Source organism: Rhodococcus sp. 077-4, assembly GCF_047782425.1.
Classification (GTDB): Bacteria; Actinomycetota; Actinomycetes; order Mycobacteriales; family Mycobacteriaceae; genus Rhodococcoides.
The window spans coordinates 1,756,965-1,771,186 of sequence record NZ_JAJPWC010000001.1; the positions used below are offsets into that span (position 1 = coordinate 1,756,965).

Here is a 14,222-nt window from a genome sequence, read left to right on the forward strand (position 1 = left end):
GATGTCGCCTGAACAAACAGTTCGCCCCCGGCCTTCGATGAAAGCCGGGGGCGAACTGTGTTCTGTTGTGACGCTACGGGACGTAGACCGTACCGATGGTGGGCAGGAAGGAGCAGCTGCGCGGAGCTGCCGCCGGGTCTTGCTTCGACTGCGTGGTGATCGAACCGGAGACGACCGACAACACGCGTCCGGGGCCGGTGTCGGCGATGGCGGACAGCGTTGCCGGACCGTCGGTGTTGATCATTGCGGCGCCGGTCAGATCCTGCGTTCCCGAGCGACGGTTGTCGATGTTGAGCCAGGTCACCGTGAGTGGAGCCGCCTGCTGAGCGGCAATCGGCGCGGTGCCGAGGGCAGTGAAGACGAATCCGGCCTGGCCGGCACCCGGTCCGGGAGGAGGCAGGATGGCGGGGCCGGGTACGGCCAGTGCAGTTCCGACGGAATCTGCGGTGTCGGAGATGCAACCCTTGCCAAGCGTCGGGTAGAGGAACTGAGCGATGACGGGTCCGTCGGCAGGCAGTTCCGGTCCGCCTCCGCCGGAGCCGTCCAGGAAGGTGATGACCCGCTCGAGCAGTGCCTTGACCTGCGCGGGCAGCTGCGCCGTCTCGAGCAGTGCGCGAGCCTGGCTCAGCAGGTCGGCGGCCGGAGCGGCACCGACATCGGCGGGTCCGGCTGCGGCACCGACAATGGCCGGGGCGAACGAGGCGAGTGCCTCGACCTCGGACAAGTTGGGCATCGGCTCACCGGGGGCAGGGAGGAACTGAGCGATCAGAGCAGCGGGATCGGCCGGTGCCGCGGGCAGATCTGCCGGAGCCATCGGCACCAGTGGCTGTGCGGATGCGCCGGTCGGCACGACTAGTGCGGCGGCTGCAGCTACGGCCAAAGCTGTAACTGCACGACGCGTTCCGCGGGTACGAAGCACGGTGATATTCCCCATTCTGATCATGACGCGGGCCCTCGGCGACAGCCGGTGCTCGAGGGGCCACTCTATGTAGCGCAATCCCCGATGTACAGCTGTAGTCGAGCGAGCCCTCCCCCGTCGCATCGATACCAGGGCAGTCTCTTGGTCACACGCTGCGAATTGTCCGCAGACGCTCACGATAACCTGTTACTGAAGTTATCAGTGTGAAAGGTGATGCAAATGTTACTCGCTCGCGTCTGCGGTTAGGGCGGGTGTACAGCGCCCTATAAGCTCGACGATCGATACACGGCATCGATACCGAACGGAACCGCACGCACAGTGAACCGACTTGTTCGGCTGGCCCCCGTTCTGCTCGCGGTCTCGGTGATCAGCCGATTCGTCTGGGCCTTCGCGACGCCCAACGGAATGAACCTCGTCGATCTGCACGTCTACGTCGACGGATCCGCGGCCCTGCTCGGCGGCAACCTGTACGACTACACGTACTCGGTGCAGACCCCGGACTTCCCGCTCCCGTTCACCTACCCGCCGTTTGCTGCGCTCGTGTTCTTCCCCTTGCACTTCCTGCCGTTCACGCTCGTCGGCGTCCTCTGGCAGGCGGCGACGATGATCGCGTTGTTCGCCGTGGTGCGGCTGACGCTGTCGATGGTTCTCGGCGACGTTCGCGCAGCCGAACCGCGGTGGGTGCGCACCGCGATGCTGTGGACCGCGCTGGGGCTGTGGTCCGAACCCGTTCGCACCACACTCGATTACGGCCAGGTCAACGTCTTCCTGGTGCTGCTGGCAATCCTGGCGGTGCGGAGCTCGCGGTGGTGGGTTGCGGGTGGAATCGTCGGATTCGCCGCGGGAATCAAGCTGACCCCGGCCATCACGGGTCTGTACTTCCTGGCGACGCGCCGGTGGAAAGCGGCAGTGTTCTCGGCGGTGGCCTTCGCGCTGACCGTCGTCGTCAGCTACGCGGCGTTGGGGCATCAGGCGGCCACGTACTTCACGACGCTTCTCGGCGACGCCGACCGTATCGGCCCCGTCGGCTCGGTCTGGAATCAATCCCTGCGCGGGGCGCTGAGCCGGATCGTCGGCCAGGACGTCGGTCAGGGACCGCTGTGGATCGCGGCAGCCGTCGTGGCGACAGCCCTGGCGGTGGCTGCATGGCGCACCCTCGATCGCGACGACTATCTGGGCACCCTCGTCATCGTCCAACTCCTCGGACTGCTGATCTCGCCCATCTCGTGGTCGCACCACTGGATCTGGGTGATTCCGATGGTGATCTGGCTGGTGCACGGCCCACTACGCGACGTCGTCGGAGCGAAGATCGTCGCCGGCTACTGGTTGGTGACCGTCACGGTGGGAGTGCCGTGGCTGCTGAGCTTCTTCCAGGAATCGATCTGGACCATTCCTCGACCCGGGTTCGAGGCCTGGGCAGGTGCAGTCGACGTGATCGGGTCTGCTCTGTTCCTCGGCTGGGTTGTTTACGCCGGACGCATCAGTTCGCGATCAGCTCGTCGATCCGACGCGCCACATCCACATCCTTCCGAGTGAGCCCACCGGCTGAATGTGTGGAGAGCGTGAACGTCAGCGTCCGCCACCTGATGTCGATGTCCGGATGATGGTCCGCCTCTTCCGCGGCATCGGCCACGCGGTTCACCACCTCGATCGCCGCTCGGAACGAGGCCAGTTCGACGGTTCGCGTCAGGGATTTCTCCACCACCGTCCAGTCGGCGAGTTGGGCGTCCTCGATGTCGCGGTCGGTCAGCAGTTCGGTCATAGAATGATGGTGGCATGTCCGGTACCCCTACGGCTGTGGTTGTCGCAGCGGCGTTGATCGAGGACGGCCGTCTTCTGTTGGCGCAACGAACCCGTCCGCCCGAGCTGGCAGGCCGCTGGGAACTGCCCGGCGGCAAGGTCGAGCCGGGGGAGTCGGAGGACGAGGCCCTGGCACGCGAGCTACGTGAGGAGCTGGGTGTCGAGTGCTCGATCGGAGCGGCGCTGCGCGGCGACGTGGACCTCCCCGGTGGTCTGGTGCTACGCGCCTACCGCGCCGCCCTTGTCTCGGGAGTGCCTGCAGCACTGGAACATTCGGCTCTGCGGTGGGTGGATGCGGCGACGCTGCCGACGATGGATCTGGTCGACGCGGACCGACTCTGGTTGCCCGAACTTCAGGAGATGCTGCTCACTTCGCCCTGGCGGTCTTGAGGCCCTTCTTCAGGTCCTTCTTGGTCGCGCCTGCCGATTCGAGCTTCTTCATTCGCATGATGACCACCGGGCATTTGATGCACCGAACGCTTTTGCGACAGCATTTTTTCTTGGGCTTCATCCCCGAGACATCTGCAGCCTTTATCTTGCCCATGAGCACCAAGACTAATGGGTGGCGCAGGTCACAGACCTGAGGGTGGCGCGGCGCACCGCCGGACTACGGGTAAACTCGATCAGTCGCGAGAACCTCGCGGTGTAGCGCGCTTCTCTAGCGACATAAGCCCGCTAGCGAACAAGAGCCCGCATTCGACTCCAGGAGTATTTTTCGCGTGAGCGCCCCAAGCAGTGCAGACAACATCGACAGCACCACCACTTTTCGCAACGTCGCCATCGTTGCACACGTCGACCATGGCAAGACCACCCTGGTCGACGCCATGCTTCGGCAGTCAGGCGCGTTCGAGGAACGTGCCGAAGCGATCGACCGCGTCATGGACTCGGGTGACCTCGAGAAAGAAAAAGGCATCACGATCCTGGCCAAGAACACGGCCGTTCACAAGCGCAATGCCGACGGCACCATCACCGTCATCAATGTGATCGACACCCCCGGCCACGCCGACTTCGGCGGAGAGGTCGAGCGCGGCCTGTCCATGGTCGACGGCGTCGTCCTCCTCGTGGACGCATCCGAGGGCCCGCTTCCGCAGACCCGCTTCGTGCTGCGCAAGGCGCTCGCCGCCTCGCTGCCGGTGATCCTGGTCGTGAACAAGACCGACCGTCCCGACGCGCGTATCGAAGAGGTCGTCTCGGAGAGCCACGACCTGCTTCTCGATCTCGCGTCCGACCTCGACGACGAAGCGTCCGAGGCAGCCGAGCTCGCACTCGATCTCCCCGTTCTCTACGCCTCCGGCCGTGAGGGCAAGGCGTCGCGCAAGCAGCCCGAAAACGGCAATGCGCCCGACGCCGAGAACCTCGACGAGCTGTTCGAGGTGCTGCTCAGCTACGTCCCCGCGCCCAAGGGCAACGTCGACGCACCGCTGCAGGCCCACGTCACCAACCTCGACGCGTCGGCCTTCCTCGGCCGGCTCGCTCTGGTTCGTATCCACAACGGTCAGCTCTCCAAGGGCCAGACCGTGAGCTGGATGCGTGAGGTCGACGGCGAGCCCGTCGTCCAGAAGGCCAAGATCACCGAGCTGCTCAACACCATCGGTGTGGAGCGCGTTCCCGGCGAGAAGGGTGTCGCAGGAGACATCGTCGCCGTCGCCGGCTTCCCCGACATCATGATCGGTGACACGCTCGCAGATCTGGAGAACCCGGTCGCTCTGCCGCGCATCACCGTCGACCAGCCTGCGATCTCGGTCACGATCGGCACCAACACGAGCCCGCTCGTCGGACGCGTCAGCGGCCACAAGCTCACCTCGCGCATGGTCAAGAGCCGTCTGGACCAAGAGCTCATCGGTAACGTCTCGCTCAAGGTCCTCGACATCGGTCGCCCCGATGCCTGGGAAGTACAGGGTCGTGGCGAGCTGGCGCTGGCCATCCTCGTCGAGCAGATGCGTCGCGAAGGCTTCGAGCTCACCGTCGGCAAGCCCCAGGTGGTCACCCAGCAGATCGACGGCAAGCTGCACGAGCCCTTCGAAGAGCTCATGGTCGACACACCGGAGGAATACCTCGGTGCCGTCACTCAGTTGCTCGCTGCACGCAAGGGCAAGATGGTCCAGATGACGAACCACGGCGCAGGCTGGGTTCGCATGGAATTCATCGTTCCCTCGCGTGGGCTGATCGGTTTCCGCACAGAGTTCCTCACGGACACCCGCGGTACGGGTATCGCCAACGCCGTCTTCCACGGCTACGCGCCGTGGGCAGGCGAGATCCGCGCTCGCCACACCGGCTCGCTCGTTTCGGACCGTAACGGCACCGTCACCCCGTTCGCGATGATTCAGCTGGCCGACCGCGGCACGTTCTTCGTCGAGCCGGGCGCAGACACCTACGAGGGCATGGTCGTGGGCATCAACCCGCGTCAGGAAGACCTCGACATCAACGTCACCCGCGAGAAGAAGCTGACCAATATGCGTCAGTCCTCCGCAGACGTCATGGAAACCCTGGCCAAGCCCAAGAAGCTGGACCTGGAAATGGCCATGGAGTTCTGTGCAGGCGACGAGTGTGTCGAGGTGACCCCCGAGGTCGTTCGCGTCCGCAAGGTGCACCTCGATTCCAACGAGCGCGCCCGCGAGCGTTCGCGTAGCAAGACTCGCGACAAGGCTGCTCTGTAAGACTCACCTCGTGCGAGAGAAGCGACGTGTCACCTTCGTGGGGCGCGTCGCTTCTTCTCGCACAAGGTAGCCGACCACGAAGGAGATCCTCGTTGCGCAAGGTGCTGACGCCGGCGGTGCTGTTTTCTGCCATTGCTCTGGTACTCACCGCGTGCACCGCGGATCCGCCGCCACCGATCGAGAGTGTCGAGACTCCGGTCAGCACGACGATGGTTCCGGCCAAGACCGGCGATCCGGTCGTCGTTGCGATCGACGACGTCGGTATCGGCTTCAACCCGCACCTTCTGGCAGACCAATCGCCCGCGACTGCTGCGGTGAGTTCACTGGTGCTGCCCAGCCCGTTCCGCCCCGTTCGCAACCCAGACCCCGGCAAGACCACCTGGGAACCGGATCTGTCGCTGCTGATCTCGGCCGAGGTGACGTCGCAGTCGCCGTTCACCATTCGCTATCAGCTGCGCAACGAGGCCCAGTGGTCCGACAGTGCGCCGATCGCGGCCGAGGACTTCCGTTACCTGTGGCAGCAGATGATCACCCAGCCTGGCGTCGTCGATCCCGCGGGGTACGCCCTGATCAGCAACGTCGCATCCTCGGGCGGCGGCAAGACGGTCGACGTGACGCTCGCATCGCCGTATCCGGCCTGGCAGCGGTTGTTCGCCGACCTGGTGCCCTCGCACCTGCTCAAGGACTCGCCCGGCGGCTTTCAAGGCGGTCTGACGGACAACGTGCCGGTCTCCGGTTCCCGGTTCAACATCAAGACCGTCGACAAGGGGCGGGACGAGATTCTGCTCGAGCGCAACGACCGATTCTGGGATCAGCCCGCTTCACCCGATCAGATCCTCATCCGCCGGGGCGGTACGCCCGCTCAGCTGGCAGATTCGCTGCGGTCGAGTGACGCGCAGATCGCCCAGGTTCGTGGGGGCTCGGCCCTGCGGGCTCAGCTCTCGGCGATACCCGGAGTGCGGACCGACACCATCAGGCAGTCACGCGTGCTTTCGATGACGGTCAACGGGCGCGCCCGGAACATGTCCAATTCCCTTGTGAGACAGGGGATTTTCGGTCTGCTCGATCCCGGCCTCCTGGCCACGGTCGGCGCGGGTGGTGGTGCGACGGACCGCAGAGCGGCCGCGCAACTGTCCGCGCCGTCGGACCCCGGCTACTCCTCGACCGAGCCTGCCCCCATCGGCACGCAGGCGGCTCTGAGTCTGCTGGAGCGGGCCGGCTTCGTGCCGACGCCCGATGCAGTGGTGACCTCGACACCGAACCCGAGCACACCCACTACCGCGGCTCCGACGACCACGAGCGTTCCCGAGCCGGGAGTGGCTCGCCTCGCGGACGCGAGCGGTACCGCGCTGCGATTCGTCATCGGTGCCGTCGAGAACGACGAGATCGCGCTCGCGGTCGCCGGAACTGCCGCCGACGAACTCGTCGGCGCGGGCATCGATGCGACCGTCACCCCACTGCCTGCCGACGAGCTGTACTCGACTGCGTTGACCGACGGAACGGTCGACGCGATCGTCGGGTGGTCGAGCGCAGGAGTCGACCCTGCGACGGCCCTCGCCTCCCGATTCGGCTGCGTCACCGAACCTGCCGAAGGCGGCGGCGACCGCGTGGATGCCCCGCGCAACCTGTCCGGTCTGTGCGTTCCAGAGCTGCAGCCGACGATCGACAGGGCGCTGGTGAGCGGTCTCGATCCCGAGGTGACCACGAACGACGTCGAGCCCAAGCTGTGGTCGCTCGCGTCGACGCTGCCGATCATGCAGGACTCGTCCGTGGTCGCGGCGGTACCCGGCATCACCGGCGTCTCGCTGACCGGCCCGGTGGAGGTAGGCATATTCGCCGACGCCGCGCAGTGGATGCGGACGCTCCGGTGACCGAGGTCCTCGGCACGAACAGCAACGACAGAACGAGCGGCGGAGCAATGACCGAGAAGTCGACGACAGTGCAGGCGATGACGGAGCCGCAGAGATTGCTTCTGGTGCACGCGCACCCGGACGACGAAACCATCACCACCGGCGGCACCATTGCCCACTACGTCCGCGCCGGAGCCGATGTGACGGTGTTGACCTGCTCGCTCGGCGAGGAGGGAGAAGTGATCGGCGAAACGTGGGCGGATCTGGTCGTCGACCGCGCAGATCAGCTCGGCGGCTACCGAATTCTGGAACTGCATCGCGCTCTCGCCGCACTGGGCGCCAACCCGCCCCGGTTCCTCGGTGGGGCCGGTCGCTGGCGGGATTCGGGCATGGCCGGGACGTCGGCATCGGAAAAGCCGAGGGCGTTCGTCAATGCCGATCGCGACGAGGCCCTCGGGGCACTGGTGGCGGTCATTCGCGAGCTGCGACCTCAGGTCGTCGTCGGCTACGACCCCGAGGGCGGATACGGCCACCCCGATCACCAGCAGGTGCATTCGTTGGTGACCGAGGCCGTGGAGGTCTGCGGGACGGACTCGTACCCCGAGGCCGGGTCTGGATGGGCGGTGTCGAAGTACTACTGGACCGTCACCGGCCACGATCAATTGCAGTCGGGGCTCGCGGCCATCGACGACATTCCGGCGCACTGGCGGATGCCGGAGAACGGTGAGCTACCGAGCGTCCCCGAGAACACGATCACCACGAGCATCGACATCCGTGGGGTGCTCGATGCCAAGAGGGATGCGCTCCGCGCACACGCGACTCAGGTGACCGTCGCGCCGTCGGGTAGCGAGTACGCACTGTCCAACGACATTGCCCAGCCGATACTGCTCGACGAGCAGTACGTACTCGTCCGGGGCGAACTCGGTGCCGATGAGACGGGCAGAGAGAACGATCTGTTCGCCGGCGTACTAGACTGTGGTTCGCATCACTAATACCATCACAGCAGGGGCGGAACACACATGTACAACTGGGTAGTGCAGGACGCAATCGTCGCGTTCGTCGATTCTCTCAAGCCGCAGTTCGGCGCACAGGCAGATCTGTACCAGTACGTACTGGGACAGATCGCCATGGGTGCGAGCAACTTGCTCACCTCGCTGGGCTATCCGCCGGTTTCCTGAGTGCCGGTGCCCGGTTTCTCGAATGCGATGCACTGAAACATCCCGGGTCAAGGCAGTATTGGACGCATGATCTCGAAGGCCGCATCCAATACTGTCGCCCTGGTGTCGTGGGCAACCGTTGCAGTACTGGTGTTCGACGGCTTCCTGTCCGGGATTCTGTCGGTCTTCTTTCTTCCGACCTATCTCGGGTCGGTGCAGTTCCCCATCAGCGCAGTGCTGGGCGGGATCGCGAACGTCGCCTTGATTCTGGCCGCACGCAAGGTCTCGGATCGGCCGGTCTGGGTGGCGTCACCCCTGGTCGGATGGTTTGTCGCTGTGTTGGCGTGCATGCTCGGCGGACCGGGCGGCGACGTACTGCTGCTCGCCGATTGGCGCACGATGCTGCTCATCATCGCCGGTGCAGGCCCGGCCGGAGTGCTGCTGTTCATGTTCCGAATGAAGGCGATCACAGCACACGTGCATGCCGACCCGCATCCCGCAGCACGTCCTCGATCATCGTCGGAGTCAACAGTCCGGTGAAGGTGTTGCGCTGGCTGACGTGGTAGCTGGCGAACAGGGTGACCGAGCCGAGGTCCAACCGAACTCCGTGGCCGAATTTCGGTGCAGGCCTGGGTATTTCCCATCCGTTGGCGGCCAGTATCGGCAACAGGGACTGCCAGCCGAATGCCCCGAGCACGAGGATGGACTTCAGGGTGGGCCGCAGTAGCCGCAGTTCGTCGTCCAGCCATGGCCTGCATGTGTCGCGCTCGGCGGGAGTGGGCTTGTTCTGCGGTGGAGCGCAATGGACCGGCGCGGTGATGCGAACTCCGTTGAGCGTCAACCCGTCTCCGATATGTGTGGCGGTGGGCTGGCTGGCCAGTCCGACGGCATGCATCGCGCGGTACAGAACGTCGCCGCTTCTGTCGCCGGTGAACATCCGACCGGTGCGGTTTCCGCCGTGCGCCGCCGGAGCCAGCCCGACGATCAACATCGCCGCGTCGGCCGGGCCGAACCCGGGAACGGCTTTGCCCCAATATTTCTGGTCTGCAAACGAGGCCCTTTTCTCGGTGGCGACTTGCTCGCGCCACTGCACCAGGCGCGGGCAGGCACGGCACTCGGACACTGCTGCGTCGAGTTCGGCGATGGTCTGCGGGCGCACCACCATCTCAGTGTCGCTGCAGCCAGACGTCCCCGGCGCCCGGAGTGACGGCGTCGATCATCGCCCACGCGTTCTCGATGGGGATGTCGATCACCTCGTAGTGTCCGACGCCGGCAGGCGTCGCAGCGACAATGGTGGCCACCCCGGCGCGGCGTTGAAAGAAGGTCTGCCGCACGGTCCAACCGATGATGCCCGCAGCCTCGAGGCTGTGCCGAGTCCTGTCGAGCGAACCGTGCTGGGTGACGAGCCAACCCGGCAGGACTGCGTGGCCGAGTCCGCGAAAGCGATCGTGAGCGAGCCCGACTGCCGCAACGAACAACACCGCGATTGCGATCCACGCGAGGATCGGGACCGGTGCGCCGAGATATTCGGCGATGCCCAGTCCTGCTCCGAGAACCAGCACGGGCACAGCGGCACGCGTGTAGCGGCGACGACGTGCGGCAGGGCCGTGGCGCAGCAGTGGCAGGTCGGAACCACCGTGCAGACCGGCGTCGCCGAGCACGGTGGTCATCATCCGCAGTGCCTCGGCACGTGGAGCCTGGGGGAGTAGCAGGGACGATTCCTTCTTCTCGGCGCTGACACCGGTCATGATGGCGTCGAGCCTGGCACCGCCGACCGCACGCAGCAGCAACGGTTCCGAGAGCGACGTGCCGCGCAGTCGCTTGCGATCGAGAGTCGACTGCCGCGTGCGCAGCAAGCCGTGACTGACGTGCATGGTGCGACCCTGATCGGTCACCGTCAGATTGGCGTAGTTGAGCAGATAGCGGACACACGCGAAGACGCTCGATACGACGAGCAGCGCCATCAGTGCCACCGCTACGAAGACCGCGATACCGAGTTGCTCTGCCGAGTCGATGCTGTTGGACACCAGCGACGACTCGGCCAGAGCCTGCCCGAGCCCGTACTGGAACAACACGCCGACGGCCGCGGCGATGGTGACGATGCCGGTGATGGAGAACGGCGCGAACCGCACCCAGGATAACTGCCAGTGCGCGATCTCCACGCCGGAATCGACTGCTGCGCTTGGCGTTCCGTCGGTCGCCTGGGTCGGCCCCGACACCCTCTGCAGCAGATCGCCGCGCAGCGTGGGGACCAGTGAGGTGTCGAGCGCGTTGAGTTCGAAGGCCTCGCCCTTGCCTGCCTGTTGCCCGGTGCCGATGCGCAGGATGGACAGGCCGAGCATGCGGTGCAGAACGTTCGCTTCCACGTCCACCGACCGAATCCTCGTGCGCGGAATCGACAGCACCTTCTTCTGCAACACCCCACTGCGCAGTTGCACGTGCACCGGACCAATCCGGTAGCTCGTGGTGAACCATCGCAGAATCGCGAACACCACGACCACCGCGAGAAGGCCGAGACTCCAGAAGTGATTACCGCTCTGACTGCCGACGAAGAACGAGATCAGCAATACCGGCAGGATCTTGATGCCCTCGTTCACCGGATGCACCAACAACATTCGCTTGTCCAGGCGCAGCCACGGCTGCTCCTCCTCGACGGCGAGAAGCTGTTCCTGATCGGTCATGTCGCATCTCCGACGGTGCGGCCGGCGATATCGGTGAGCCGAGCAACCGTCTTGTCTGCAACATCCTGATCCAGCGCTGTGATCTTCACCGCGCCCGCCGACGAGGCCGTCGTTACGGTGACGGTGGCCAATCCGAGCAGCCGATCGAGGGGGCCGCGCTCGGTGTCGACGGTCTGTACCCGCGAAATCGGTGCGATGCGTCGCTCCTGGCTCAGCCAGCCGGTGCGGGTGTAGACCGCGGTGTCGCTGATCTCCCAGCGATGTACGCGGTACCGCCACTGGGGCACGATCGCGATGTGCAGGGCCGCGAACAGGATCGAGGCGACAAGCACGGCGACATGCGGCCATGTCGTCGCGTCGGAGTCGACGACCGCCCAGACGATCTGGGCGACGAAGATCGGTAGCCACAGCAGGCCGGCGCTCAGAGCCCAGAGCAGACGTGCACGCGGGGACGGTTGCCACTGTGGATCGCTCATCGTTGTCACGGGTACAAACCTAGCCCCGACCCCTCGTGCGCGTTTTGCGTCCTTCCAGCTACGCAAAACGCGCACGAGGGTGACAGCACTACCCGCGGGTGGCACGTGCGTACCAGGAAGCGCATGATCGACTGGTGACTTCGACGCCTGACACCGTTCCAGCTGCTTCTGCAATGCGCCGCGTTCTGCGTCGTGCCCGGGACGGCGTCTCGTTGAATGTGGACGAGGCGACGGTTCTGCTGCATGCGCGCGGGGACGATCTGGTGGATCTGATGGCGTCGGCTGCGCGGGTCCGCGACGCCGGGCTCGAATCTGCAGGCCGGCCGAAGACGGTGTCGTACTCCCGCAAGGTGTTCGTACCCATCACGCGGTTGTGCCGCGACAAGTGCCACTACTGCACATTCGTCACGGTGCCGGGCAAGCTCAACGCCGCTGGGCACGGGATGTTCATGGATCCCGACGAGATTCTCGACGTCGCCCGCAAGGGTGCAGCGCTGGGCTGCAAGGAAGCGCTGTTCACCCTCGGTGACCGGCCGGAGGAGCGGTGGCCCGAGGCCAAGGCGTGGCTCGACTCCCGTGGCTACGACTCGACTCTGGACTACGTGCGCGCCATGTCGATCCGGGTGCTCGAGGAGACCGGATTGCTCCCGCACCTCAATCCCGGAGTGATGTCGTGGCAGGAGCTTTCGCGCCTCAAGCCGGTGGCCCCGTCGATGGGGATGATGCTCGAGACCACCTCGCGCCGGTTGTTCGAGGAAAAGGGGCAGGCGCACTACGGCAGCCCCGACAAGGACCCCGAGGTTCGACTGCGGACCTTGACCGATGCGGGTCGCCTCAACATTCCGTTCACGACGGGCATTCTGGTCGGCATCGGCGAGACGCTGCGTGACCGCGCCGAGTCGATCATGGCAATTCGCAAGGTGCACAAGTCTTTCGGCCATGTGCAAGAAATCATCGTGCAGAATTTTCTGGCCAAGTCCGATACCGCGATGCGGTCCGTACCCGATGCCGGTCTCGAAGAATTCCTCGCAACGATCGCGGTGACGCGCATGGTGGTCGGACCGTCCATGCGGATTCAGGCTCCGCCGAACCTGGTCGCGCCGGAGGAGACTGCGGCGCTGCTCGGCGCGGGCGTCGACGATTGGGGCGGGGTCTCGCCGCTGACCCCCGACCACGTCAACCCCGAGCGGCCGTGGCCGAACCTCGACACCCTCGCGGAGCTGTCCGACAAGGCGGGATATCGATTGGTGGAACGTGTTGCCGCGCAGCCGCAGTACGTGCTGGCCGGTGCTCCGTGGATCGATCCGCGGATCTCGGCACACGTGCGTGCGCTCGCCGATCCCCAGACGGGGATGGCCCGCGAGGACGTGATCCCGACGGGTCTGCCGTGGCAGGAGCCGGACGAGGAGTGGGAGTCCTCGGGTCGCGTGGATCTGAACACCGAGATCGACACCCAGGGCCGCAATACCGAGACCCGCTCGGATCTGGCGAATGCATTCGGCGACTGGGATTCGATCCGCGAGCAGGTGCGCGATCTCGCCGGCCTCGAACGGGTGGACCGGGACCTGGTGTCTGCATTGACGGCGGCGGAAAAGGATCCGGCCGGGCTGTCGGACGAGCAGTACCTGGCGCTCGCGACGGCAGAGGGTCCGGGCATGGACGCCGTCGCCGCCCTCGCGAACGATCTGCGCAAGCAGGTCAACGGTGACACCGTCACCTACGTGGTGAACCGGAACATCAACTTCACCAACATCTGCTACACCGGGTGCCGATTCTGTGCGTTCGCGCAGCGCAAAGGCGACGCCGATGCGTTCACGCTGTCCACCACCGAGGTTGCCGATCGGGCGTGGGAAGCACACGTCGTCGGTGCCACCGAGGTGTGCATGCAGGGCGGAATCGACCCCGAACTCCCCGTGACGGGGTACGCCGATCTGGTGCGGGCAGTCAAGGCCCGGGTGCCGTCGATGCACGTGCACGCGTTCTCGCCGATGGAGATCGTCAACGGGGCATCGCGCGGCGGTCAGTCGATCCGCGAGTGGCTCACCGAACTGCGGGCGGCCGGGCTGGATTCGATCCCGGGTACCGCCGCGGAAATCCTCGACGACGAGGTCCGCTGGGTGCTTACCAAGGGCAAGCTGCCCGCCGCCGAGTGGATCGAGGTGATCACCACCGCGCATCAGGTGGGACTGCGGTCGAGCTCGACGATGATGTACGGGCACGTCGACAATCCGTCGCACTGGGTCGGTCACCTGAACGTTCTCAAGAAGATCCAGGACGAGACCGGTGGATTCACCGAGTTCGTGCCGTTGCCGTTCGTGCACCAGTCCTCGCCGCTGTATCTGGCCGGGGCCTCGCGACCCGGTCCGACCAACCGGGACAACCGCGCGGTGCATGCCCTGGCCCGCATCATGCTGCACGGCCGGATCGACAACATTCAGACATCGTGGGTGAAATTGGGAATCGTGGGTACACAGGCGATGCTGAACGGGGGCGCGAACGATCTGGGCGGGACCCTGATGGAGGAGACGATCTCGCGAATGGCGGGTTCGCAGAACGGTTCGGAGAAGACCGTCGCGGAACTGCACGAGATCGCCGACGGCATCGGACGACCGGTTCGTCAGCGCACCACCACCTACGATCCGGCCCCGGCAGTCTCGGTGGCCGGCCTGATCTGATCCACAG

14 protein-coding genes are annotated in these 14,222 nt (G+C 65.5%); 8 read left to right on the forward strand and 6 right to left on the reverse strand.

Translation table 11 applies throughout. The features are described from left to right. Positions 1–73 precede the first annotated feature (73 nt). Positions 74–934, reverse strand: coding sequence for a hypothetical protein (locus ACNEOT_RS08655; RefSeq protein WP_415973707.1), 861 nt, complete (start codon positions 932–934; stop codon positions 74–76). 303 nt (positions 935–1,237) lie between these two features. Between ACNEOT_RS08655 and ACNEOT_RS08660 the strand changes: the two genes are divergently transcribed. Beyond that, on the forward strand, positions 1,238–2,455 hold the full coding sequence (locus tag ACNEOT_RS08660; protein ID WP_415973466.1) for a mannosyltransferase: 1,218 nt from the start codon (positions 1,238–1,240) through the stop codon (positions 2,453–2,455). Here the strand turns inward: ACNEOT_RS08660 and ACNEOT_RS08665 are convergent. Then, complete coding sequence (locus tag ACNEOT_RS08665) at positions 2,400–2,681, reverse strand: 4a-hydroxytetrahydrobiopterin dehydratase (RefSeq protein WP_415973467.1); 282 nt, start codon at positions 2,679–2,681, stop codon at positions 2,400–2,402. The genes ACNEOT_RS08660 and ACNEOT_RS08665 overlap by 56 nt on opposite strands. A gap of 14 nt (positions 2,682–2,695) precedes the next feature. Here ACNEOT_RS08665 and ACNEOT_RS08670 point away from each other — a divergent pair, with 14 nt between their 5' ends. Next, on the forward strand, positions 2,696–3,109 hold the full coding sequence (locus ACNEOT_RS08670; RefSeq protein ID WP_415973468.1) for a (deoxy)nucleoside triphosphate pyrophosphohydrolase: 414 nt from the start codon (positions 2,696–2,698) through the stop codon (positions 3,107–3,109). Here the strand turns inward: ACNEOT_RS08670 and ACNEOT_RS08675 are convergent. After that, positions 3,087–3,263, reverse strand: coding sequence for a hypothetical protein (locus ACNEOT_RS08675; RefSeq protein WP_415973469.1), 177 nt, complete (start codon positions 3,261–3,263; stop codon positions 3,087–3,089). The genes ACNEOT_RS08670 and ACNEOT_RS08675 overlap by 23 nt on opposite strands. Positions 3,264–3,438: 175 nt before the next feature. Between ACNEOT_RS08675 and typA the strand changes: the two genes are divergently transcribed. The 5 genes from typA (at position 3,439) to ACNEOT_RS08700 (ending at position 8,923) form a co-directional block, all read left to right on the forward strand. After that, positions 3,439–5,376 (forward strand): translational GTPase TypA, encoded by a 1,938-nt coding sequence (gene typA, locus ACNEOT_RS08680; protein WP_415973470.1) that lies wholly within the window; start codon positions 3,439–3,441, stop codon positions 5,374–5,376. Positions 5,377–5,468: 92 nt separating this feature from the next. Then, on the forward strand, positions 5,469–7,247 hold the full coding sequence (locus tag ACNEOT_RS08685) for an ABC transporter family substrate-binding protein (RefSeq protein WP_415973471.1): 1,779 nt from the start codon (positions 5,469–5,471) through the stop codon (positions 7,245–7,247). 47 nt (positions 7,248–7,294) lie between these two features. Further along, on the forward strand, positions 7,295–8,218 hold the full coding sequence (gene mshB / locus ACNEOT_RS08690; protein ID WP_415973708.1) for an N-acetyl-1-D-myo-inositol-2-amino-2-deoxy-alpha-D-glucopyranoside deacetylase: 924 nt from the start codon (positions 7,295–7,297) through the stop codon (positions 8,216–8,218). 27 nt (positions 8,219–8,245) lie between these two features. Further along, positions 8,246–8,404: a hypothetical protein gene (locus tag ACNEOT_RS08695; protein ID WP_008714214.1), complete on the forward strand. Its 159-nt coding sequence runs from the start codon at positions 8,246–8,248 to the stop codon at positions 8,402–8,404. 66 nt (positions 8,405–8,470) lie between these two features. Next, positions 8,471–8,923 carry a hypothetical protein gene (locus tag ACNEOT_RS08700; RefSeq protein ID WP_415973472.1) on the forward strand — a complete coding sequence of 151 codons (453 nt, stop codon included), beginning with the start codon at positions 8,471–8,473 and terminating at the stop codon, positions 8,921–8,923. Here ACNEOT_RS08700 and ACNEOT_RS08705 read toward each other — a convergent pair. Genes ACNEOT_RS08705 through ACNEOT_RS08715 form a run of 3 tightly spaced genes read right to left on the reverse strand, consistent with a single transcriptional unit; the run spans position 8,850 to position 11,540 of the window. Continuing rightward, entirely contained in the window at positions 8,850–9,545 is a 696-nt protein-coding gene (locus ACNEOT_RS08705; protein WP_415973473.1) for a uracil-DNA glycosylase, read from the reverse strand. The genes ACNEOT_RS08700 and ACNEOT_RS08705 overlap by 74 nt on opposite strands. Before the next feature lie 4 nt (positions 9,546–9,549). Continuing rightward, entirely contained in the window at positions 9,550–11,064 is a 1,515-nt protein-coding gene (locus ACNEOT_RS08710) for a PH domain-containing protein (RefSeq protein WP_415973474.1), read from the reverse strand. Then, positions 11,061–11,540, reverse strand: a complete 480-nt coding sequence (locus ACNEOT_RS08715; RefSeq protein ID WP_415973475.1) for a PH domain-containing protein — start codon at positions 11,538–11,540, stop codon at positions 11,061–11,063. The genes ACNEOT_RS08710 and ACNEOT_RS08715 overlap by 4 nt, the downstream gene beginning before the upstream one ends. Positions 11,541–11,674: 134 nt before the next feature. Between ACNEOT_RS08715 and ACNEOT_RS08720 the strand changes: the two genes are divergently transcribed. Next, positions 11,675–14,215 (forward strand): bifunctional FO biosynthesis protein CofGH, encoded by a 2,541-nt coding sequence (locus ACNEOT_RS08720; RefSeq protein WP_415973476.1) that lies wholly within the window; start codon positions 11,675–11,677, stop codon positions 14,213–14,215. Positions 14,216–14,222: the final 7 nt, after the last annotated feature.

Excerpts from the sequence above, each read along its gene's own strand:
- ACNEOT_RS08655 (WP_415973707.1), bottom strand. The coding sequence starts at position 934 with ATGGGGAATATCACCGTGCTTCGTACCCGCGGAACGCGTCGTGCAGTT.
- ACNEOT_RS08665 (WP_415973467.1), bottom strand. The coding sequence starts at position 2,681 with ATGACCGAACTGCTGACCGACCGCGACATCGAGGACGCCCAACTCGCC.
- ACNEOT_RS08670 (WP_415973468.1), top strand. The coding sequence starts at position 2,696 with ATGTCCGGTACCCCTACGGCTGTGGTTGTCGCAGCGGCGTTGATCGAG.
- ACNEOT_RS08675 (WP_415973469.1), bottom strand. The coding sequence starts at position 3,263 with ATGGGCAAGATAAAGGCTGCAGATGTCTCGGGGATGAAGCCCAAGAAA.
- mshB (WP_415973708.1), top strand. The coding sequence starts at position 7,295 with ATGACCGAGAAGTCGACGACAGTGCAGGCGATGACGGAGCCGCAGAGA.
- ACNEOT_RS08695 (WP_008714214.1), top strand. The coding sequence starts at position 8,246 with ATGTACAACTGGGTAGTGCAGGACGCAATCGTCGCGTTCGTCGATTCT.
- ACNEOT_RS08700 (WP_415973472.1), top strand. The coding sequence starts at position 8,471 with ATGATCTCGAAGGCCGCATCCAATACTGTCGCCCTGGTGTCGTGGGCA.
- ACNEOT_RS08710 (WP_415973474.1), bottom strand. The coding sequence starts at position 11,064 with ATGACCGATCAGGAACAGCTTCTCGCCGTCGAGGAGGAGCAGCCGTGG.
- ACNEOT_RS08715 (WP_415973475.1), bottom strand. The coding sequence starts at position 11,540 with ATGAGCGATCCACAGTGGCAACCGTCCCCGCGTGCACGTCTGCTCTGG.